The organism is Acinetobacter sp. YH12249, from assembly GCF_013417475.1.
GTDB lineage: Bacteria > Pseudomonadota > Gammaproteobacteria > Pseudomonadales > Moraxellaceae > Acinetobacter.
Genome location: NZ_VPDX01000027.1, coordinates 1 through 21,384, shown reverse-complemented (window position 1 = coordinate 21,384; position 21,384 = coordinate 1). Strand labels below are relative to the sequence as shown.

The following is a 21,384-nucleotide window of genomic DNA, read 5'->3' as shown; positions in this document are numbered from 1 at the left end:
CTAAGCAACTCCTTTTTCTGAAATTAATTTTTTACGTTCTGCGATCCGTTGTAAGAAAAGTTCGCCCCAATCGTTAGGATCTTCACCAACTTCATTCATGAGATTTTCGAGAAGTTCTACATTGTCCTTAGAGCCTGAAATAATCTGTAAAACGTCACGCATTTCGCCTAGATCCATTTTGCAGAGTGCGGAACGGCTACCCTGCTTAACTAAGAACATGCGTGAGTTTTCTTCTAGCTCTCTAATAATTTCAAATTCTTGCGGAGTGACCTTAAAGCCGTTTACATAGTCATCGTAATCAGCACGAGGATTAGGTAAAAAGATTTGAGTAACGCTTTGTTCAACCATTGTTTTACCAATGTCAGAATCTAAAACGTCACTTGGGGATTGCGTCATAAAGACACCTAGACCATTCAATTTACGAATAGTTTTCTGCTTATCTTTGGCAAAATCTTTGAAATATTCATCTGTTAATGGCTTCCAAAACTCGTCCATCCAATAAATAAACGGACTACCATCAATCAATGAATCTGTGATGTGTAATAGATAAGCCATGATTGGTGTACGGACTTCTGGATCATCTAAAAATTCCGTGTAGTCATAACCAAAGATTGGCATTTTTGCTTTAGAAAAGTCTTGAGTATCGTATGGATTATCAAAGACCCAAGATAAATTTCCGTCATGATCAGCAGTGTTACACCATTTAGCTAAACGATCCTGAAGCGAATCCCCCCCGCCATTTACTTTCAGATTCATATATAAAGCTGAAAGTCTGCGGAGTTCTAACGGCATATCATCACGCATAATGGTACGAACAGCCTGACTGATTTCCAGATCTTCGGCAGCATTACGAACACCACCTACCAGAATTTTTACAAGCTTTTCTACAAACTGAATATTTGTTTCAGTCGGTGGTAGCTGCAACGGATTAAAGCCAGTTGGTACACCACGCTCTAAGGCATAGTATTGACCCCCAATCCGTCTAATCCCAATTTCTGCGCCCCTATCTTTATCAAAGAAAACACCCTTCAGATTTTTATACTTACAAGCAAACATCATCATGGCCATGACTAGGGTTGTTTTACCCACACCAGTTGTTCCAATGACACACGTATTACCTGGCATCTTGTCATCTGTAGAATCTTGCTTATCTGGGCTAACATGATGATTAAAGTAAAATGGTTGGCCACTTGGAGTTTTAAATAAAGCTAGTGCTTCACCCCAAGGATTGCCGTCACGTTTACCTCTTGCGAAGTTATGGAAAGGGCTTAAAGCAGAAAAATTTAGGCTTGTGAGATATGCTTCTCTAGGACGCATATTAAAGTTACCCGCTAATTGCGAGAACCATGCACATTCAGGAACAGTATCAATTACAGCCATTTTGAACCCTGCTTCATCTGATAAAGCAGTTCTGGCACTCGAAACATTCAGAGCAACTTGATTTGGTGAATCACCAAAAATCGCAAGCGTATAGTGATATTCGCCTAACTGGAAATTCCCGCTATTAGCTTCACTCATAGCCAGATCAATATCACGAATCTCTTGATCTGAAACGTCCTCTACAGAATTTAGCTGTCCTTTAATTGTTTTTAATTTATCTACAGCATCACGCTTGCCATAAACCGTGAAACTTTGAGTTTCAATGTATTCATAGTTTCCATACAGGATGGAATTGCACATTCCTGATTCTGATAAACGTGGAAATTCTTGAATATCCAGAAAGCCTACATATTTTTGAGCTTCAGGATGTTTGATCTGTAAATAGCCGTTTTTGTCACCAAAGAACAAGCGACTACTTGGAATATATTGATCAAGATTAGCTTGTCTTAAAGGGATTTCTTCCCAAACTCCATTAGTTAAGAAACCAAGCAGATTACACATTTCGGAGTAGACAAAACCTTTCTTGGTATAGGTCGCCAGACGTTCTGGATTGTAGTGATATAGACTTGCTTCAACCTGTTTGGCTACATCATCCAAAATATCGAGATCCCGCTTAATCTGCTTTTTCAGGGCTACTGGATCACGACTAGCTTTACTCTTAAAGATCTTTGTTAATCTGGAAATTTCAGGACGATAAAGAATTGTTAAATACAATTCAGTAGCCATCTGTTTATTCTTTTCACCCTGAAACTGCTGATAATATCTTTCATTAAAATCAGCAATAAAATCATTTTCATAAACGCCATTTAGACGTTCATTAACTCCCCTACGAATCTTATGCGTCCAAACAGCAAAGTGACCGCCACCTAAAGCACGATAAAAATTATTTAATCCTTCTTTACGGATTCTAATAATATCGGCTTCAACTGTTTCAAACGAAATGCCTTCTAATTTCCATGTAGCAATGTATTCACCATTTTTAAGCTTAATAACATTGTTGGAAACATGATTACCAAACGGCAGATAGTCTGAAATTGCGACTTCAGCATTTGCGCTATCTTTAACTTGCTGTTTTGAACGCATGATATTGTTATTTCCTTTTCTTTAATTTAAGTGGCGAAAATGAGATTGCTCCCCATTTTTGATGGTTCTGGATCTGTTTCCCTCTTATGCGCCACCGCATCAATACTTGCTTTAATCGTTGGTCATCTACTTTTGTTATTGCCCGCATCCAGAAGTAAATAGGCACATAAATAGCTGCTATAAATAAAGTCACATAGGCACTAAGTAGATAAAAAGACCAACCCGCTAAAAGAATTGCTACCCCCGTCACCAACAAAAAAGGCAACATTGGAACGCCAAAAAGCATGGCAGGACGAGTGCAACCCCTGAAAATTGGATCAGAAAAATTCGACATTAGTTAATCAGCCAAGCAGCGATACCCGCAGCACCACCTACCAAAATCCCCCCGATAACGATGTTAGAAATGTCTGACCACTTCGCTTGTTGCCAAGCCAATTTAAAGCCAGCCCACATGATAGTGATGGTAAATACAGTTACAGCCACACCCGCTAAGACTGACTGAACATTAGCCATAACCGTATTAACTTTTGAGATTTGAGCAAAAGCAGGGCTTGAGATTAACATCATGAACAACATCAATACGCTTGCTTTGATACCAGTCGTTTTAGTCGTTGTTATTTGCGTTTGATTTGCTTTCATTATTTTCTCCAAGTGAAGCAATTAAGACCTAGCGCATTAAGTACCAAGAACAATATTTTTGGAAAATCAAATATTGTTCATTGGTACTGTATATTTAATATATTACACTAAGTTTTAAACTTTTTGAAAATATTTTAAAAGATCATAGAAGATTTTAAACTTTTTTCTTTTTCTTTAATATTTGTGCCGTTAGTTAAGAAAAATGAAGGCCGTTTCTCCACTACTGGAAGGCTTTGAAGTTCTGTATTTTCGGTATATCCATTGGAGTTAGGCATATCTGCATTAGTAGCAAAATATGCAAGCTGTTCTGAGCTATTCATAGGAGGTGAGGGAGGATTGAATTTTACAGGCATGGTATTGAGTGAACCATTAGCAAAATAATTCAAATTTCTTGATACTTTCGCTACATACCCATTTCTAAATCCTGATGAATGGTTGCCAGTGTTATAGCAAGACATAGCTTTATAAATATCTTTGCCTTTTGCCCTATTTCGGCAGTCATTAAAGATAAATTGCATTGCGCTTAGATTAGTGCAGGGATCAAAAACTTGCTCGACACTAAGATTTAATCTTTTGAAATTAGCACTATTAATTTGAGCAAAACCAACATCAATATTTCGTCCCTGGCTAATTAATCTTTTGGCCACAGATACAGCTTCTTCATAGCTAGTCGGCTGTTTTTTAAGACCTGCGGCACGATTAACCCCTATCGCAAAAGGATTAAATGAGGATTCAGATTTAACAATTGCAGACGCAATATTTACATCAACTTGTGGCGCACATTGTTGTGCCAAAACTACGAAATCAATCATTACTTTTTCACCTCAAATTTTGGCTTACCTTTTTGATCTGGATAAGTAGCGGAGCACCCATTTTTATAGTTGGTACACCCCCAAAAATAGCCATTTGCCCCATTGATCCGTCTTAAATCACTGGCACATTGAGGACATGAATAGACTTCAAGAAGTGGCTTTTTATTAACTTCAGGCAAAAAGACTTTGCAATCTGTTTCCCGATTAGGACAGAACCAGATCGGATCTTTACCTTCTTTTTTGGATCTGAATAATGGCGTTGAGCATTTAGGGCAAGGATATTTGATTTTCTCTACTGGCTGACCTTTCTTGTCATCCATCGAGTGCTTACATTCCTGATCATTGCAGATCCAAAAAAATTCTTTAGTTTGCGAATTTTGGAATTTATTTAAGCGACCTGTTTTACATTTAGGGCATGAATGAATAACTTTTTCGACTGGTTTACCCTTGTCGTCATCCATCGAGTGCTTACAGTCCTCATTGCTACAAATCCAAAAAAATTGATTGGTTTTAGTATTCTTAAATTTTTTTAATTGGCTTTTACACTTTGGACAAGGTATTGCGTTTATAGCTGTCAGCTTTGAAGCTGTACTTAGCTCTTGAGCAAGTTGAGTGTATAAGGCAGAAACAACCGAATTATATGAAGTTTCACCAGATGCAATTTTATCTAGCTGCAACTCCATCTCTTTTGAATAGTGCAGATCCAGAAAGCTAAATTTAGCTTTTAACAGACTACCAATTAAATCATTCCCTAATTTAGTTGGTTTTAAGACTTTCTTTTCTACCTCCAGAAAGCCCTTATTCAGAATATTGGCCATGATTGATGAATAAGTAGAAGGGCGACCAATCCCGCAGCTTTCCAATTTTTTAATTAGTGAAGCTTCTGTATAGCGTTTTGGTGGCTTAGTTTGTTTTGCAATAACTTCACCGCTTTCAACATCAACTACAGAACCAACTTCTAAGACCGGCACCACGCCTGAAGGCTCGTTTTCATCTTCATTCAGGCAGTCTTTACCAAAAACCATCCACCCTTTTTTTATTAGCTCACGGCTTTTAGCATGGAACTTATATTTTCCATCTTCAGACAGTAATTCCAAAGTAACGGCTTTATATTCAGCTTTGGCCAATTGACTTGAAATAGTACGTTCCCAAATCAATTGATATAAAGCTTTTTGTTCTGGTGACTTTCCTAGATCTTTATCAGTTATGTGAACAGGTCGGATTGCTTCATGGGCGTTTTGCGCCCCATCTTTTTCCTTAAACTTATTAGGCTTTTCAGGTAAAGAAAATTGATGTTCATTAGCATAAGCAAAGATTTCTTCTACACTTTCATCAGCTATGTTTAGGCCGTCAGTCCGAATGTAAGTAATTGCCCCTTGTTCAAATAATGCCTGTGCTGCTTTGGTTGTTTGTTGAGGGCTAAAGCCTAACGCTACACTAGCAGCTTGTAAAAGTAGGGCTGTAGAGAAAGGAGAAGGAGCATTTGAATACTCTGTTTTTTCAGTGCAGTTTAAAACTTTAACTTTCTTAGTTTTTGCAACTTCTTCAGCTAAGGAACGATCTAAAACATAAGGCTGATCCTCAGTTACAAATTCCGTTGTAACCCATTGCGAGATCCATTTTTTAGGCTCTTTATCAAAACTCAAATTAACGCCAAAGTGGTTAGTAACTTTGAATTTCTGGATTTCGATTTCTCTAAGGACAACGATTAAAACAGCAGGAGATTGTACCCGCCCCGCAGATGAAGGCTGACCCATAAGATTAGATGCAATAGGGGAAACTAGATAGCCCACCAGACGATCTAAAGCCCTACGTGCTTCTTGAGCATATACAAGCTGATAATCTAAACCACGCCCATTATTAATGGCTTCTTTAATAGCTTTTTCTGAAATTTCATTAAATTCTATTCGTTCAAATTGACCATCTTCCAGACCTAAACATTCTTTTAAATGCCATGAAATAGCTTCACCTTCCCTGTCTGGATCGGTAGCTAAATAAATCTTGTCTGCTTTATTCAAAAAGGCTTTTATTTTTTCAATACGTTTTTCGCCACCGTCAAAAGTTCTGTCATTAACTTTGGCATCAGGAATAAATGAATATTCCATTGCAAAATCATTGGCTATATCAATACCTAAGCCTTTTCTTGGTAGATCCCGAACATGGCCAACACTGGCCACAACTTTAAAATCAGATCCTAAAAAACTTCCAATTTTTGAACATTTGTTAGGAGATTCAACGATTACAAGATTCATGGGTTATTTCCAAATTGTGAAATTTAGGAAACTCGAAAGCCCACAAAGAAAAGATGAATATAAGAAAGCAACTACTTGAAATTTAGTGAAATCTACAAGGATTTCTAAAAGCAGTGCATCTTGTGGCATGAAGCACACAAGATAAACACATGAAATAACTAGAAAAAATTTTAAAAAATTTCCATATTTATTTAAACTTATAGCCATTTTCTTAAATCCCGCCTTAGAGCTTTAAAGAATACAATCCAAAATATACCATATTGGAAAGGGCTTTTGTATTTTTTTACTTGATTCTTATTATTTTTACTTCTTCTGTATAAATTTTTTCTTTCAAGAAATCATTAAGCCTAGTCAGATCCTTAAAGATCCTAGCTTTATCTTTTTCTCGTCTTGTTGTTAAAGTCCAAACCTTTTGGCCTGACCATGCCAGTTTTGCTGTGATAAAAAATCCACCCTCAAATTCATTAATAATTAACTCTTTAATAAATCCTTGTTTATTAGATTCCTCTAGCACCACCTCTGAAATAGAAAAATCAGGATCAATATTTATAAAATCAGTCATCCATAAAACCTTTTAAAGCACCCATAACAAAGGTGCATTATCATCAATTTAGGTAATCTTGGTAAAGTTTTTTTAAATAATTTAAAGAAATCTTAAATATTTTAGCTAAATTCTGCTTTAGTCATGACTAAAAACCTCGATGCTTGGATAAAAGCTGCAAGCTGCAGCGTTTATCCAGGCATCTATATTACCTATCTAATCCAGATCCATAGCACATATATCAGAGCAAAGTGTCTACTTTGCGAACTGACGCAATCAGTTAAATTTTCCCTTCCCTGATTACCGTTGATTTTCAAGTGAGCTTTAAAAAGCTGTGCTTTTTAAATGGCGACCGCAGAAAATAAACTGCTCCCATTTGATCTAGTAGCGGGATTTAAATAGTACATAGTACATAATATGAGGTTATTAAAAGGGTTATAACCCCACGTTAAAACATACTATTGCAATGCTACTTCTCATAAATGGCGACCCGATATAAGTAGTAAATTATTTAAAAAGGACTTAATATCCACCTGTGGACATTTATTAAATGGGATAAGTTATGACTGAAGAACTAGGAACAGAAACAGAAACAGAAACAGAAGGAAAGGTATTAGATCGCAGAAAAAGATATAGAAAAAAGCCTACTACCAAAACTCCACTTTCAGTTTATTTCAATATGGATGTTCCTGAAGATGTTGAAGCACTGGAAGCCTTAGAATATTTAAAAGATATTTATGGCGGGGAAAAACACGGAAAAAGTGTAGCAGTCAAAGAAGTTTTAAGAATTTTCTATAAACAATTACAAGAAAAAAAAGCCTGATTAAATCAGGCTTTTTTCTTGCAAAAACTTAGGACTTTTTAACTGTAGTGACTAACTTGTCATCTACATACAGATAAACTCTTTTATTATGTGTATAAGATGAAATTTTAGGTTGTCCTTCTCCACCTCCAACAGATCCGTCTTGATTACTGCTGACGAATGAACAGTGAGGAAAGCCTTTACCTTTAGCCAGATCTTTTTTTACGTCACTAATTGTAGACTGACATTCAGAAACATTAAGACCGCCAGCAAAGCACATAAAAGCACGACAGCCATAATTTTCATCTTTAGCTGCAACTAAGGCAGATGCACTAGCTAAAGTTAAACCTAAAATAAATTTTTTATACACAAGTAGTCACTCTATTTAGATGAGTTTTCCAGTACGAATAACTTGCCTTCAAAGTTTAGAGATATTGTTTTGGCATTGCTGCACATTGAACAAATCTCTTGAATCAAGAAGGGTAAATTCCGTGTGAATCGAATTTTTCCTGATGCAGTATGAATGATGTGATCAACATCATTTACTTTAACAGTCACAAAATATTGGAACTGCTCGTTCATACCAATTTCAACACCATAGTTATTGGCGTTGAAGTCATCGACTGTTTTCAAGTCATTCATCGTTAAAGCCATTTCTGCAAGATCCCTAGTTTTTAAAAGTGAAGTGCGGATTCTTACAAAATATAATTAATTTAAAAATGTAACTGAAGTGTAACTGTGTGTAAAAGACACAAAAACATCAATTATTTTTAAACGCTTTTAATATATATCAAAAAGTTTAAAACTTTAATGAATAATTTAAAACTTTTGTAAAAAGTTTGTATATATCAAAGCTCATATTTTTTTTAGATCCCTTCCCTTTTTGTCATGTAAATATCACTTTAATAATCTTCTAAACATTTCTAAAAACTTTTTAAAAAAAACTAGAATCGGGTTTAAAAAGAGTTTAAATAGAGTTTAGGAGTGTTTAGAACAGTTTAAGAGCCTTAATTTCTTTTTGTAAAACATAAGTTTACAAGCCTATAACTATACGTTTTGTCGCTATAACTATACGTTTTGTCGCTATAACTATACGTTTTGTCGCTATAACTATACGTTTTGTCGCTACAACTATACGTTTTGTCACATACCTATACGTTTTGTCGCAAATAATCCACAGACTTATCAACAGTATACAAAAAATGGCTAAATTATTCTTAAAAATCAGTAATTAATTAGGTGTTTAGCTCTAACTTATTATATTTTTGCGTATTTTTTAGCCTTAATCCATGCTGCAATCTCAAAACTATACGTTTTGTCGCAACTTCCCCGCATAACTATACGTTTTGTCGCAAACCTGCGATTATGCGTACTGGATACGATTATATATATTTTTCAGGAATTAACTAGATTCTTAACAATCTGATAAGTTGTTGTTTTATATAAATAATTATATTGAAGAACGATTTTTATTTTTTGGTGCTAAAAAAGATATTTGTATAGGCTTAAAATCATAACTATACGTTTTGTCGCAGCGTAAGTTATTGATATTTATATAATAGTTATAAATATTCAAAATTGAATATTTTTTAACTGGTTTTTGTGTTAAAAATAGCCATACGTTTTGTCGCAGCGTAACTAATTGAAATAAAAGAAAATACTTAAACAGGAAAAACATTTATTTTATTTATACTACTACAGGGTTATAAAGTAATTTTACTGATTTTTAATAAATATATATTTTAAAAACAATATCTTATAAACTTAATTAATAACTATACTTGATAAATATACTTGTATAGTTATAATGATTTCAAAAGGAATAACGGATTTACAAAAAAATGCAGAAAATTATTGGCTCACAAGGCTTAGAGGACTATACACAATCTAATACAAGGGCAAAATTGACCGATTTAGTTGTGACCCGCAATGATTTTCCTACTGCCAGATATAGCATTGATCTCAATCTTGAGAAGCTTATGTACTGTGCAATGATCATCGTGAGAAAGAATGAGCTTAAAAATAAGACCTCAATTACTCATGACGACTTCATTTATGTGAGCAGCGAAAACTTTGGAGAATTGACCTCCCCAATGGCTAGAAAGGAAGTGCTTACTGCAACAGATAAACGTGAAATTCAGCGAAATGCTGAAACTGCTTTAAAACGTATTTATACAAAATTTGATAACCCAACTATGTTGGTTAAAGATGGGGAATCTGACGAACCTGCTAAAGTTCCGATGATGACTTATTGCCATTATGACAAAGCAACTAAATGTATTAAGGTTAGATTCGCAAAAGAATTTTTTGAGTATTTCTATGATCTAGTTAAGAAAGTAGATGAAAAAACTAAGTCATTTAGTAGCCATGAACTGAAGCATATTATCTTATTTAATTCGAGCTATTCCCTTCGTTTGTATCGGATCTTAATGAGCTATATGTGGCGTACATCAGAGGTCACTATTGATCTGGAAGAATTAAGATGGATGCTTGAATGTGAGGATAAATATAAAGAGTTGGCCAATTTTAAAAACCGTGTTTTGAATGTGGCTCAGGATGAAATTAACGAACTTAGCAATATTAATGTCAGTTTTGAGAACGTAAAAAATGGAAAGGAAGTAGTTGCTATTAAGTTCATTTTTAACTTGAAAACTGAATATAAAGAGCAAGGACACATCAAATTTATAGATAAAATGAAAAAGGGCTATCTGGCTGCTGCAATTCCGTTTAGTGATGATGGCTCACACTTTAAATCACCTGATCGAATTAAGCATTTCAAGCCACCAGTAAAGGTATCTCCAAAACAAATCAGCACCTTAGTAAATTGCAAAGAATTTTTACTGGATTACGGATATTTCTTAGGTAATTTAGACGAGGATACTTCTAAGGTAATCATGAGAACTCTATTAACTGAAAAGTTAGATAAGCTTAATGCTCATAAGCCGATAGATATGGATTATTACTTCTGGTTACAGGCAAAACGAGGGATTATCACTAATAGCATTAATGGTAAGAAAGACGATCAGGACACGCACGATCAGGATTAATATCTAAAAAGCATACCCACCATATTGTCTTAAACAGACTTCGCTAATTTAAGACAATATGGTGGTTCAATTTAAAACCTTCAAAAATTCTTATTAATCCATATAAAAAGTATCTTTTCTGTTCGCATCTAAATAGTAAAATTTAATAATTAGCCAGTTAACACCTTAGTCATGACTAAATATGTACGTTTAGCCTAAGTGGAATATTTTGCCATTTTTTAAGAATTTCAATTTACAACCATATAATAAAAACAATAACTTAATGTTTCCCAGGATTTGGCCAAACCTGTAATATTTTGCCAATAAATCTAGCTGATTAGTTTTTAAATATTTAGTTTTTGCCTTACTTACCTCCTACATTTTTTAGTTTTCTATGCTATCTGGTCGCCACCCATGCGGGCTGGCTTTAGGTATCCCGTTTTAGATCAAATGGGAGCAGTTGCGGTGCTGCGGTCAGCTCGACAAAATCACAGATTTTGTCGGCTTCGCTTGCCCCTTGCAACGGTAATCAGGGAAGGGAAAATTTAACTGATTGCACCAGTTCGCAAAGTAGACACTTTGCTCTGATCTACCTTCTAGGGATTAACTAAACATTGTTTTATTTCTTAGTCATGACTAAGCTTTTGCTTGAATGTCCACAGGTGGACTGATATAATGATTTTTATCAGGACGCATCGGGCGACCTGAAATAAAACAGGTATTTAGTTATGAATCAGGATTTAGTTTTAGTCTATACATTAAAGAAATCTGAAGTTGAATCAGTCCATTTTTTTGGTTACTTAGACAATCTTAATGATCAATATGTTTGCTGTCTTACTAAAAAGAATGTAGGTCAATTAATACTAGAATTACAAAACAGTTATGGAGAAAGCTTTGCTGCTGCTTCAGTTATGACTGAAAAAGATTTCTTTCAGAAAGAGAATAACTATTTAGAACCGATTGAAATTTCACTAACTGAATATGATGAAAAGTTTAATATCCTTCCCCCTGCCCGCACGTATGGAGGTTTTAACTTTGAAATGTTCATGCTGCCCGAACAGTTGGGAGGTGGGCTATTCTCACACTTTTTAGTGACCTTTGAGCCATACACTAAAAAACGCCTTAAAGCGTATAGAGTGACAGCTTATAGGAATGATCCATTCCATAAAATTTTTAATTCTTGTCCAATTTAAAAGAGATCCCCGAAAGGGGATTTTTTTTATACATTCTTAGTCATGACTAAGGGAAAAAAGGTTGTTCATCTTGTGTGTTTTAAGCTCGTTTTAGGGTGTTTGTGTGTTTAATGTGGGGTAACTAGACGTAGGGTAAAAAAAGGCTATCAGCAGCCTAAGAAACGCAAATATAAGCATTAGAAAAGCAGACCAGACAAAATACTTAAATAGCTATTTTTTATGAATTTATATCATTTAAAAAACTTAGTCATGACTAAGTTTTTTGCTTGAATGTCCACAGGTGGACTGATATAATGATTTTATCAGGACGCATCGGGCGACCTGAAATAAAACAGGTATTTAAACATGAAACATTTTTCATCAGTTACATCATTAGACGAGTTAAAACTTCAGTACAAAAAACTAGCTTTTAAAAATCATCCTGATCGTGGCGGTAAAACCGAAGTTATGCAGGAGATTAACAGCGAATATGAACAGCTTTTAAATCGCATTATTAATGAAGCTTCAAAAGATCAGTATCAAGATAGTTCCGAAAATGGGCGTGGTTTCTGGTCAAGCCGTTCAGAACACTCTGAAGTTGAGAAAAAAGTAAAACAGGCTATTGATGCAATTATCAATCTGGATGGTTTAGATATTGAAATTATTGGCGTTTGGGTTTGGGTTTCTGGTGATACTAAGCAGCACAAAGACAAATTAAAAGAAGCGGGTTTTGTATGGAATCGAGTGCAATGTAAATGGGTTTTCATTGGTAAAAAATCAAATGGTCGAGGTCGAATGACTTTAGATCAAATGCGAGAGTTACACGGCAGCCAGAAAGTTAAAAAAACCAGAATGGCAGAAGAAAGACAACTTTTAACCGCTTAATGAATAAGTCCCCGAAAGGGGGCTTTTTTTATCAATTCTCTTAGTCATGACTAAGCCTTATTATCCTTAGTCATGACTAAGTTTTTGCTTGAATGTCCACAGGTGGACTGATATAATGATTTTTATCAGGACGCATCGGGCGACCTGAAATAAAACAGGAATTAATTATGCGAGCTTCAATAGTTGCAATCTTTACAAACTATCCTACAGGTAAACTGGTTCATTTTTGCGGTCATGAGGTTTTAACTGGATCTAACAATAATATTTGGTTTCCAATCTTTGATGAAAAAACACTATTTCAAGAAATTGAAAAAATCATGATTAGTTGCCGAGTAGCCCACAATGTTACTCATATTGAAAGAATCAGAAGGGGAGATAATGAAAACGGTTATTTTGAAGATTACAGAATTACTTATAACTTAGCCGTTTAAGCTAGACCTCCCACAATGGGAGGTTTTTTTTGGTGGCGATTTTTTTTGGTTTTTAGCTTGCCTAAAAAACATAAAAAATTGTCTATCTGTTCTGCTTTATATACGCTCATTTTGGCCTGTTCAGGTCGGTGCTAGGAATAACCTAGCTTCATATATAAAAAAGGCAGTCAGCAGCCTAAGAATCGCAAATAAGAGCATCTGAAAAGCGGTTTAACCAGGTATTAAAACGGATATTTTTCTACTCAATTTTCCCTATAAAAAATTAGTCATGACTAAACTTTTGCTTGAATGTCCACAGGTGGACTGATATAATGACTTTATCAGGACGCATCGGGCGACCTGAAATAAAACAGGTAAAAATCATGGAACAATACATTTCAGTTTACACACGTCAGCAAGCCATTGAAGATGGTTTTTTAGTTGCAATCAATTCTCTTAGCCCTAAATTAGATGGACTGGCAAAAGAACATTATAAGCATCCTATCTGTTTCACTTCTGCGCTTTGGGCGGTAGTTGATAAGGCGGTAAAAAATGAAAAATGGCTTAATGACTTAGAGGGCGTTATTCATGATATTTTATGGATGAGCCGAGCATATAAGACACACCTAAGCCCTAGTGCGGTACGTTTTACTGTGATTATCACAGGCGCAGGTCGCAAGAGAAATCATATTTTAGAATTGCACGTTCATGGTGGAGATCAAGGAGAGCCAGTCATAACAATCGGTTATCCTGAAGATTTTTAATTTACGTCCTCCCTTTATGGGAGGATTTTTTTATGATAAAAAACTTAGTCATGACTAAGAAAATGCTTGCAATGTCCACAGGTGGACGTTAGAATATACAGCATAAGGACGCAATAGGGCGACCCTTAATAAGCCATTAAACTAGGTGAAATATGAAAAAAGTTGTTGCTTCAAATCAAAAGGGCGGTGTGGGTAAATCTGCAATCATTTGCCAGTATGCACACTATTTAAATTCTTTGGGCTTGCGTGTATTAGTCATTGATCTAGACCACCAGAAGAACACTACAAAAGCATTGATTACTGGCGGGGCTGTGACTGTAGCTAATGTATCTGCATTCGACATGCTGACCAAAGAAGATCAAACTATTTCAAATCCTGAAGCCTTTACTTTGGTACAAGCAACACCAGAATTAACAGCTATTGAAAAAAATGGCACTTTGCATAACAACTTTGCCACCAATTACCAGAAGTTTTTAAAATCAGTTGATTCTTTATTTGATGTTTGCCTGATTGATACCAATCCAAATCCCGACATTCGCCAAGTAGCTTCATTAATTGTTAGTGACTATGTTTTAAGTCCAATTCAATTGAATCAGGAAGCTATTGACGGCATCGGTGGATTACTCAAGCAGATCCAAGCGATTAATCAAAAGCTAAACCCAAATTTAAAATTAATCGGCATCCTTCCGAATATTGTTGAACCAACTCCATTTCAGAAAGACAACCTAAAAGCTATTGTTCAGCATTTTTCAAAGTACCTGATCAAAAACTCAGACGGTAGCTATGCCTTCGTTAAAAAAACGACTGCAATCGCTGAAGCGCAAGCGCAAGGCATACCTACAAATAAATTGGGTAAAACTAGCGGTTTTACCGCATGGGCTGAATTAAAAACAGTTTTTGAAAGCATTAACAAGTTTATGGAGATTTAAGGAATGTTAGATTTATCAGCTTTGGAAGGTATTGATCTAGGTAATTCTGCACCAGTAGCAGACGGAACACCTAAACAGATTCCACTTACAGATATTCTTGAAGATCCAGATCAGCCGCGTGTTGAGTTTCCAGAAGATCAGATGCAAAAAATGGTCGAATCAATCAAGGCTCGTGGAGTTAAAACACCAATTAGTGTTAAACCCCACCCAACAGAACAAGGCAAGTGGATCATCAATTATGGAGCTAGACGTTTTAGAGCTTCAGTGATGGCTGGCAAGGAAACTATCCCTGCTTTTGTTGATAATGATCATGATGATTATGATCAAGTCATGGAGAATAAAGAACGCCTTAACCATTCACCTATTGAGCTTGCACTTTTCATCCAAAAGAAAATTAAGCAAGGTGAGAAGAAAAACGTAATCGCTAAAAAGTTAAATGAAGATCCTGTTTTCATTTCTACTCACTTAGCTTTAGTAGATATGCCAGAATGCTTATCTAAGGCTTATGATGCAGGTTTTAAATCTCCAAAGACTTTGTATGACTTACGCAAACTTTGGGAATCCTTCCCTGAAGAAGTAAACGCTTGGGTGGATGAATCTTTAGAGAATGGTCAGGACATTATCAGATCTAGAGTTCAGGCTTTATCTAAAAAGTTAAAAGAACCTAAGCAAGCTGAAGTGACTGAAGTAGATCAAGAACCACAGGCGCAAGAAAGCCAAGAGCAAACCGCCATTATTGATGATAATGAATCTTTCAATTTTGAGGGGGATGATCAAGCTGAAGCGACTGAAGAACCAGAAGAACCAGAAGTTAAAAAACTGATGGATCAATCGAATCAGAAAGAGCAGCCAGAAGCTAAAGAAGAAGATCCAGACAAAATCAAAAAACCGCTTTTAGTTGTTATTCATGACGGCCGACAAGCGAACCTGATGCTAAATAAAAAGCCTACTTCTTTGGGTTTTGCATGGATCAAATACGAAGATGGAACAGAGGTATCTGTAGATTGCAGCAGCCTTGAAATCGAGTATTTACAAGAAGCCTAAACCTATCAATGGAAAAAGACCTTGCTTATGCAAGGTTTTTTTTGGGCGGGTTATCCCGACCACCTAGCTTGATTACCCTTAGTCATGACTAAGGAGAAAAGAGGGAAAAAAGAAGGTATATAATCTAGGGCAGGATAGGCAGCAGCCGTTAAAATTGCCATTTTGTCACCCAGTTGATAAAATGGGATAAGCAAAATATCACTTTGCTTATGGAATTAATCATGACTAAAGACAATAAAATCTTTTTCAGAGTTGATCGGGCAGTGCTTGATTGGTGGGAGGCAAAGTGTGAAAAACAGGGAATTAAGAAAGGCGCACCTTTCCAAAAAGCGTTAGAACTTTCTTATCAAAAAGAGAATGATCCAGAATATTCAGGACAAGATTTTTCCTTGAATCTTGAAAAGGACTTAGCCGAAAAAATCTATCAGTTAGCTAAGTTTGAAGAAGTAGATCCAGACAACCTGCTCAAAAAAATGATCAAGGAAAAGTTATCTGAAATAGAAAAAACGCAAGACGTTATAGATGTATTTGAAAAAACATCACGCAAAGAATTACGGCTTAAACCAAGTTTGATGAAAGCCATTAATGAAAAAGCAGCACAGGTCGGTATGAAACCGAATCAATATATCATTTCGGTTTTAACAGCTAATGTCACAAAAGATTCAATATTCTTTAGCCAGGAAGAAGCTCTTAAACTTGGCGAATCAAATAGTCAGCTTTTGGCGATTGGTAGAAACCTAAACCAAATGGCTAAGAATATGAATCAGGGTATTTATGAGTCTTACGATAGAGAATTTGTCGAGCGAGTGCATCAGCTAGTAAAAGCTCAAGTTAGGCATGTTTTCACTCTATTAGAGCGCAATAAAAAGAGGTGGGAATAATGGCTAACGGAAGCAGTAAGACTACCAGAGAAGTGCAAAGCACTTTGCTTGCTCATGGTGAGCAGCTACTTAACGGATCTAAAGTTAAGCGTGTTAATCAGACCCAAAGTTTAGATACTTTTTTAAATGATCTGTCTAAGCCTAAAAATGGATCTGGCCATTCAGCTAAATCAGCCCCTAAATCATCTCCAAATAGCGTTAAGGCAACTTTAAATAGAATCAGTAAAAAGACCCCTGAAGTAATGGTCAAGGTTACTGGTGGAGGTAATTCTATGGGGAAGGTGAAAGCCCACATGGGATATATCACACGGAATGGGCAATTAGAGGGAATTGATCAGGACGGAAATAAAGTTAATGGTAAGGATGATATAGAAGATACTGCTGAAGATTGGCAAATGTCAGGTACACCTATTTCTGATGAAGAATCTAAATATAAGCAGGCTTTTAATATTGTGTTATCTATGCCGAAAGGTACGGATGAAAAAGGCGTTTATGATGCTGCAAAAGAATTTGCAGAGGAACATTTTAAAGACCATAAATATATGCTGGTGCAGCATACCTTTACCAATGACCCTTCAAAAGATCCAAGTGAAAACCCGCATGTGCATGTTGTTGTTAAAGCTGTTTCTGAAAAAGGTGATCGGTTAAATATTAGGAAGGCTGACCTTCAGGAATGGCGAGAAAGTTTTGCTGAAAAATTAAGATCTAGAGGGATTGAAGCGAATGCGACAAAACGTATAGCTAGGCTTCAAAAAAATAGAAGTGATAAGCAGTCAGTTAAACAAATGAAAGAGCAGGGCAAATCGTTTAAGCGATATGGTAAAAATAAGGCCAGTCCAGAACGTGTCCAGAAAGCTAAACAGCAAGAAAAAGAAGCATTGACGCATTACAAGGAAATTACTAAAGCTCTATCACAGTCACCAGATCCGCAAGATAGAAAATTAGCAGTTGATCTAGTGGACTATTTACGGAAACAGGTAGAAGTTAAAAAACCAATGTCACAGCCACAGATTCAACCTAATAAGCTAGATCTTCAACACGGAAAGAACAAGGGGAAAGAGCAAGACCGTTAATAATATAAGGGAAGGATAAGGCGCAATACTGTGCTTTAGTGCCCTTTAAAAATCCTTAATTTTCTGAGCGGGCATACCTAATTTGAACATCCTATTAAGCTCAGAAATTGCATATTTTAAATCTTTTTCAGGTATATGCTTAACATCAAAATATTCAATTTGGCCAAACCTAGCTTTATATAATGCAATTCGTTCTATTCTGTGTCGTTGCATCTGCACTGTTGACGACATAATTCGATCCATTAAATAGAATAAGTAATACGATGTGATTTGCATACTGTCTTTAATCATAAATCCATGATTTTTTGTACTTTTATAGTCATATAGTGTTTCATCAATACAAATATCTGCATCTATCCCACCTAGTGCAACACGGATATTTGCAGAATATCTGGGATTGTATGTGATCAGACTATCAGGCTTAATAAGACCATTCTTAATGAATACATTATCAAAATTTTTGACTAGGGAAGATATATCTTCGTAAACCACTTTCTCCGTTGGTTTTAGTATGTCTTTCTTTGTTGCTACTGGTAGAAATCCAGATCGCCATAGATTTTCTAATTTAGCCAAAAGAATAATTCCACCAATAAATTCTTCATTTAGTTCTAAATCGTTTGATTTATTAGCTAGTAGAAAATCTATGTGATTTTGAATTTTTTTATACAATACCAAAATGCTTTTGTTTTTAGTTTCCCCTAGAAAGCTGATAATTTTAGGTTGCTCAAATTCCTTAGCACTCAATTCAGTATTCGTGTAGTACGCACAAATTATTTTAGATAAGTAGTCAAATGCTGTACCAACCAAGCCTGAATCATAACTACTCGTTAATTTATGTTCACTCATAACTTCATAATTAGTAAAAGGAGGAATACCACTGTAAGTTTTGAAATCTTTTTTTTGGGGTGCGACACTTTTTATAATTTCTTTTACTTCTTTGCACTTAGGATCTGATGATTTCAGTATCGACATTAAAGACATATTTTATACTCTTTATCCATACAGTTACTATTCAAATAATTTTAAAGATACTAAAGACTAGATTGAAAAATCTAAGTTTTTATTCTTTCTAATGCAAATTGAATCTTTTCTTTGGGGCAATACTGCTTTTTGGAAAACTTTTCCATTACAGCCGATCCAATAATTTTTTTATCTGTATTAAAGAAAAATATCTCTAAGTCATAAGGTACATTGACCATATTAAAACAGGTATAAATCGGCTTTTTCCACGTAAAGACTAAAGGCTTTAATGAAGGATTTTCTTTAAAACCTATTTCTTGATCATGCTCCCTATATAGGTACAGAGCCGTTAATTTTTTTCCATTAAAGCTAAACGTCTTTACTTCTTTATCTTGATCAAAGTAAGGGTTATAAACCTGTTTAAAGGCCATAACAGACACTACTATTAAAAGAGCTATAAACGCTGCATATTTTAATTTCAATTCCTGTTATTCCTTTTAGCCAGGTGGCAAGTCACATGCAAAAAAATTATCTTAGTCATGACTAATTATTTAACACTCATAAGTTGATCCCATTTAAAGTAATTGGGAGACAGCTTATTACGTGACATATTCCAATTTCTATCAGGTAGCATACTGGCACCTAATCCTATTTTTCTCTTACCAAATTTATTCTGTATATCATCGAGTGAATCCATAAGTTTATTACTTGATTCTATCTTGTTCATGTCCGTGAATAAGTCATAAATATGTGTGGCTTTAGGTTCAAGACAAGTGAGGATAACTCCACATTTTTTAAATCCAATATTCTTCTGGTATAGCTGATCAACCATTGAGGTAGCAATTTTAGAAAGTAATAAACTATTGTCTGATGGATCGGGTAAAGCGTAAGACAAAGATTTATTATAAAAAGGCTCAGAAGTATCAAATGGATTAGATTGAACAAAACTAATAATACAGCCACATAGTAAATTTTCACTTCTTAAACGGCTTACGGCATCCTGAACATAAAGCGTAATCGCTTCTTTAAGATCCTCACAGCTATAAACTTTCTGGCCAAAGGAACGGCTTGCTATTATTTGTTTTTTTGCTTTAGGACTTTGCTCAATTTCAATGCAAGAAATTCCCTGTAATTCTAATAGAGTTCTGTGCATGACTACAGAGAATTGATCTCTAATCATTAAGGGTGAAGCACAAACAAAATCTAGAACTGTATTAATGCTTAGGCTATTCAGCTTTTTAGTATGCTTTCTACCAATACCCCATACTTCACTAACTTCTATAGATTGATATAAGCCCTCAATCGAACAATAGTCCATTGAAACAAGGTTACATACACCTTTTAAATAACTATTCTTTTTAGCGATATGATTAGCCATTTTTGCTTCTGTTTTAGTCCGTCCAATTCCAATACAGGCCGGCAAACCTAGCCAACGTGAGAGCCGATCCAGAATTAAATGAGCATAAGCAGTTAGATCATAATTTGAAGCATAAGCAGTTAGATCTAAAAAGCATTCATCAATCGAATAAATTTCTTGTTCTTGAGGTGTAACAAATTCAGCTAGGACTTTTATAAATCTGCGGGACATTTCCGCATATAGAGCATAATTACTCGAAAGGACTGTAATATTGTGCTGCTCTACAAGCTCCTTGAGTTGAAAAAGAGGTACACCCATCTTTATTCCTAAGTCTTTAGCTTCTTGTGAACGAGCCACAGCACAACCGTCATTATTAGATAATACGATTACTGGCTTATTATTCAGGCTTGGATTAAAGACACGTTCACAGCTTACATAACAGTTATTAATGTCTACCAAAGCAAAAATCTTATTTTGATTTTCCATGTAGATTAGACCAATAGGATTAGATTATTTATGTTTCCTAAATGGCTTAATGACAAAGGTCACTACACCCCATATTAATAATTCTTGACAATCATTAAGGTGAATATCGTCATAATCTGGATTTTCAGCTTTAAGCCAACACTTATCACCTTCAATCATTAACCGCTTAACGGTGAACTCATTGTCAATTAAAGCAATAACAATATCTTCGTGTTTAGCTTCAAGACTACGATCCACTAAAAGCTCGTCATCAATTTCAATGCCTGCGTCACGCATGGAAAGAGAAGCTACTTTGACAACAAATGTTGCAGCTTCATTTTTCACAAGGTGTTCATTCATGTCTAAAGTTTTATCAATGTAATCTTGTGCGGGAGAGGGGAAACCAGCAGCCACTTTTTCAGAAGCCAAAGGAATACGTTTAAATGTCGTAGGATTAATTAAGGTAATAGTAGCTACATCATTTAAGGTAGTCTTTTTATGATTCGCTAAAAACTTCTTAATCTCTACAATACGTGATATTGGTACACGCATAGTCTTAGTGGGTTCATTGTAAATTGCCTTTCTTCCTGCACCTTCCCTATGACCACCTTTTCTAATTTCATTCATAAAAACCCCTTTGATTTTGTGACAAAATCAAATAGTAAACTTTAATCTAATTGAAATACAATGTATTAAAGATAAATGGTAGAAAATTTATGTGTACCTTATTCGGCACTGTTGCAAATAGAGATTTGAGTCGATGATGTTCCCTTTAAAAAGTACTTAGAGACCGAAAACCCTGTTGATTAGACACACTTCACCCTGAGGCTGACCATAATAAAATGACGATGCTTGTCCTTTACGTAGTGCACGCATGACTTCAATACCTTTAATTGTGGCATAAGCCGT

22 protein-coding genes and 1 pseudogene are annotated in these 21,384 nt (G+C 35.3%); 10 read left to right on the top strand and 13 right to left on the bottom strand.

The window, feature by feature from the left end; all coding sequences use genetic code 11:
* The 6 genes from FTV25_RS13030 to FTV25_RS13005 form a co-directional block, all read right to left on the bottom strand.
* Complete coding sequence (locus FTV25_RS13030) at positions 1-2,463, bottom strand: VirB4 family type IV secretion/conjugal transfer ATPase (RefSeq protein WP_111034398.1); 2,463 nt, start codon at positions 2,461-2,463, stop codon at positions 1-3.
* Between the two features lie 7 nt (positions 2,464-2,470).
* Entirely contained in the window at positions 2,471-2,797 is a 327-nt protein-coding gene (locus FTV25_RS13025; protein WP_005407440.1) for a type IV secretion system protein VirB3, read from the bottom strand.
* Positions 2,797-3,102: a TrbC/VirB2 family protein gene (locus FTV25_RS13020; RefSeq protein ID WP_180009807.1), complete on the bottom strand. Its 306-nt coding sequence runs from the start codon at positions 3,100-3,102 to the stop codon at positions 2,797-2,799. The genes FTV25_RS13025 and FTV25_RS13020 overlap by 1 nt, the downstream gene beginning before the upstream one ends.
* Before the next feature lie 134 nt (positions 3,103-3,236).
* Entirely contained in the window at positions 3,237-3,914 is a 678-nt protein-coding gene (locus FTV25_RS13015; RefSeq protein ID WP_068550239.1) for a lytic transglycosylase domain-containing protein, read from the bottom strand.
* Positions 3,914-6,166: a type I DNA topoisomerase gene (gene topA, locus FTV25_RS13010; RefSeq protein WP_111034852.1), complete on the bottom strand. Its 2,253-nt coding sequence runs from the start codon at positions 6,164-6,166 to the stop codon at positions 3,914-3,916. The genes FTV25_RS13015 and topA overlap by 1 nt, the downstream gene beginning before the upstream one ends.
* Before the next feature lie 283 nt (positions 6,167-6,449).
* Positions 6,450-6,728 (bottom strand): hypothetical protein, encoded by a 279-nt coding sequence (locus tag FTV25_RS13005; protein WP_005248732.1) that lies wholly within the window; start codon positions 6,726-6,728, stop codon positions 6,450-6,452.
* A gap of 541 nt (positions 6,729-7,269) precedes the next feature.
* On the opposite strand from FTV25_RS13005, the gene FTV25_RS13000 reads away from it, so the two are divergent.
* Positions 7,270-7,530, top strand: coding sequence for a hypothetical protein (locus FTV25_RS13000; protein ID WP_034686387.1), 261 nt, complete (start codon positions 7,270-7,272; stop codon positions 7,528-7,530).
* A 28-nt stretch (positions 7,531-7,558) separates the two neighbouring features.
* Here FTV25_RS13000 and FTV25_RS12995 read toward each other — a convergent pair whose 3' ends face one another.
* Both FTV25_RS12995 and FTV25_RS12990 read right to left on the bottom strand, forming a co-directional pair.
* Positions 7,559-7,879, bottom strand: a complete 321-nt coding sequence (locus tag FTV25_RS12995; RefSeq protein ID WP_005248735.1) for a hypothetical protein — start codon at positions 7,877-7,879, stop codon at positions 7,559-7,561.
* An 11-nt stretch (positions 7,880-7,890) separates the two neighbouring features.
* On the bottom strand, positions 7,891-8,163 hold the full coding sequence (locus FTV25_RS12990) for a hypothetical protein (protein ID WP_026444499.1): 273 nt from the start codon (positions 8,161-8,163) through the stop codon (positions 7,891-7,893).
* A gap of 1,187 nt (positions 8,164-9,350) precedes the next feature.
* On the opposite strand from FTV25_RS12990, the gene FTV25_RS12985 reads away from it, so the two are divergent.
* The 9 genes from FTV25_RS12985 (at position 9,351) to FTV25_RS12945 (ending at position 17,693) form a co-directional block, all read left to right on the top strand.
* The gene (locus tag FTV25_RS12985) at positions 9,351-10,556 is read left to right on the top strand and encodes a replication initiation protein (RefSeq protein WP_180009808.1); all 1,206 of its coding nucleotides are present in this window, start codon (positions 9,351-9,353) and stop codon (positions 10,554-10,556) included.
* Positions 10,557-11,263: 707 nt separating this feature from the next.
* The gene (locus tag FTV25_RS12980; protein WP_015060285.1) at positions 11,264-11,728 is read left to right on the top strand and encodes a hypothetical protein; all 465 of its coding nucleotides are present in this window, start codon (positions 11,264-11,266) and stop codon (positions 11,726-11,728) included.
* Between the two features lie 345 nt (positions 11,729-12,073).
* On the top strand, positions 12,074-12,592 hold the full coding sequence (locus FTV25_RS12975) for a J domain-containing protein (RefSeq protein WP_015060286.1): 519 nt from the start codon (positions 12,074-12,076) through the stop codon (positions 12,590-12,592).
* Between the two features lie 167 nt (positions 12,593-12,759).
* Positions 12,760-13,023, top strand: coding sequence for a hypothetical protein (locus FTV25_RS12970; protein ID WP_034594172.1), 264 nt, complete (start codon positions 12,760-12,762; stop codon positions 13,021-13,023).
* A gap of 311 nt (positions 13,024-13,334) precedes the next feature.
* On the top strand, positions 13,335-13,766 hold the full coding sequence (locus tag FTV25_RS12965; protein ID WP_227539197.1) for a DUF6573 family protein: 432 nt from the start codon (positions 13,335-13,337) through the stop codon (positions 13,764-13,766).
* Between the two features lie 152 nt (positions 13,767-13,918).
* Complete coding sequence (locus FTV25_RS12960; RefSeq protein WP_015060288.1) at positions 13,919-14,695, top strand: ParA family protein; 777 nt, start codon at positions 13,919-13,921, stop codon at positions 14,693-14,695.
* Between the two features lie 3 nt (positions 14,696-14,698).
* Positions 14,699-15,739 (top strand): ParB/RepB/Spo0J family partition protein, encoded by a 1,041-nt coding sequence (locus FTV25_RS12955; RefSeq protein ID WP_111818449.1) that lies wholly within the window; start codon positions 14,699-14,701, stop codon positions 15,737-15,739.
* Between the two features lie 221 nt (positions 15,740-15,960).
* Positions 15,961-16,620 (top strand): plasmid mobilization relaxosome protein MobC, encoded by a 660-nt coding sequence (locus FTV25_RS12950; protein WP_111818448.1) that lies wholly within the window; start codon positions 15,961-15,963, stop codon positions 16,618-16,620.
* Entirely contained in the window at positions 16,620-17,693 is a 1,074-nt protein-coding gene (locus tag FTV25_RS12945) for a relaxase/mobilization nuclease domain-containing protein (protein ID WP_111034392.1), read from the top strand. The genes FTV25_RS12950 and FTV25_RS12945 overlap by 1 nt, the downstream gene beginning before the upstream one ends.
* A gap of 45 nt (positions 17,694-17,738) precedes the next feature.
* Here the strand turns inward: FTV25_RS12945 and FTV25_RS12940 are convergent, their stop codons facing one another.
* The 5 genes and pseudogenes from FTV25_RS12940 to FTV25_RS12920 form a co-directional block, all read right to left on the bottom strand.
* Positions 17,739-18,674 carry a hypothetical protein gene (locus FTV25_RS12940; protein ID WP_180009809.1) on the bottom strand — a complete coding sequence of 312 codons (936 nt, stop codon included), beginning with the start codon at positions 18,672-18,674 and terminating at the stop codon, positions 17,739-17,741.
* A 71-nt stretch (positions 18,675-18,745) separates the two neighbouring features.
* Entirely contained in the window at positions 18,746-19,084 is a 339-nt protein-coding gene (locus FTV25_RS12935) for a DUF192 domain-containing protein (RefSeq protein WP_180009812.1), read from the bottom strand.
* 116 nt (positions 19,085-19,200) lie between these two features.
* Positions 19,201-20,496 (bottom strand): Y-family DNA polymerase, encoded by a 1,296-nt coding sequence (locus tag FTV25_RS12930; protein WP_180009810.1) that lies wholly within the window; start codon positions 20,494-20,496, stop codon positions 19,201-19,203.
* Between the two features lie 24 nt (positions 20,497-20,520).
* A complete protein-coding gene (locus tag FTV25_RS12925; protein ID WP_180009811.1) occupies positions 20,521-21,102 on the bottom strand; it encodes a LexA family transcriptional regulator in 582 nt (193 codons plus the stop codon).
* A gap of 156 nt (positions 21,103-21,258) precedes the next feature.
* Positions 21,259-21,384 (bottom strand): annotated as a pseudogene (locus tag FTV25_RS12920) (IS6 family transposase); the annotation flags it as partial.

Coding starts and splice junctions, on each gene's coding strand:
- FTV25_RS13000 (WP_034686387.1), top strand. CDS start 7,270: ATGACTGAAGAACTAGGAACAGAAACAGAAACAGAAACAGAAGGAAAG.
- FTV25_RS13020 (WP_180009807.1), bottom strand. CDS start 3,102: ATGAAAGCAAATCAAACGCAAATAACAACGACTAAAACGACTGGTATC.
- FTV25_RS12925 (WP_180009811.1), bottom strand. CDS start 21,102: ATGAATGAAATTAGAAAAGGTGGTCATAGGGAAGGTGCAGGAAGAAAG.
- FTV25_RS12975 (WP_015060286.1), top strand. CDS start 12,074: ATGAAACATTTTTCATCAGTTACATCATTAGACGAGTTAAAACTTCAG.
- FTV25_RS12945 (WP_111034392.1), top strand. CDS start 16,620: ATGGCTAACGGAAGCAGTAAGACTACCAGAGAAGTGCAAAGCACTTTG.
- topA (WP_111034852.1), bottom strand. CDS start 6,166: ATGAATCTTGTAATCGTTGAATCTCCTAACAAATGTTCAAAAATTGGA.
- FTV25_RS13025 (WP_005407440.1), bottom strand. CDS start 2,797: ATGTCGAATTTTTCTGATCCAATTTTCAGGGGTTGCACTCGTCCTGCC.
- FTV25_RS13005 (WP_005248732.1), bottom strand. CDS start 6,728: ATGACTGATTTTATAAATATTGATCCTGATTTTTCTATTTCAGAGGTG.
- FTV25_RS12960 (WP_015060288.1), top strand. CDS start 13,919: ATGAAAAAAGTTGTTGCTTCAAATCAAAAGGGCGGTGTGGGTAAATCT.
- FTV25_RS12965 (WP_227539197.1), top strand. CDS start 13,335: ATGACTTTATCAGGACGCATCGGGCGACCTGAAATAAAACAGGTAAAA.
- FTV25_RS12950 (WP_111818448.1), top strand. CDS start 15,961: ATGACTAAAGACAATAAAATCTTTTTCAGAGTTGATCGGGCAGTGCTT.
- FTV25_RS12980 (WP_015060285.1), top strand. CDS start 11,264: ATGAATCAGGATTTAGTTTTAGTCTATACATTAAAGAAATCTGAAGTT.
- FTV25_RS13015 (WP_068550239.1), bottom strand. CDS start 3,914: ATGATTGATTTCGTAGTTTTGGCACAACAATGTGCGCCACAAGTTGAT.
- FTV25_RS12955 (WP_111818449.1), top strand. CDS start 14,699: ATGTTAGATTTATCAGCTTTGGAAGGTATTGATCTAGGTAATTCTGCA.
- FTV25_RS12935 (WP_180009812.1), bottom strand. CDS start 19,084: ATGGCCTTTAAACAGGTTTATAACCCTTACTTTGATCAAGATAAAGAA.
- FTV25_RS12990 (WP_026444499.1), bottom strand. CDS start 8,163: ATGGCTTTAACGATGAATGACTTGAAAACAGTCGATGACTTCAACGCC.
- FTV25_RS12985 (WP_180009808.1), top strand. CDS start 9,351: ATGCAGAAAATTATTGGCTCACAAGGCTTAGAGGACTATACACAATCT.
- FTV25_RS12940 (WP_180009809.1), bottom strand. CDS start 18,674: ATGTCTTTAATGTCGATACTGAAATCATCAGATCCTAAGTGCAAAGAA.
- FTV25_RS12930 (WP_180009810.1), bottom strand. CDS start 20,496: ATGGAAAATCAAAATAAGATTTTTGCTTTGGTAGACATTAATAACTGT.
- FTV25_RS12970 (WP_034594172.1), top strand. CDS start 12,760: ATGCGAGCTTCAATAGTTGCAATCTTTACAAACTATCCTACAGGTAAA.
- FTV25_RS13030 (WP_111034398.1), bottom strand. CDS start 2,463: ATGCGTTCAAAACAGCAAGTTAAAGATAGCGCAAATGCTGAAGTCGCA.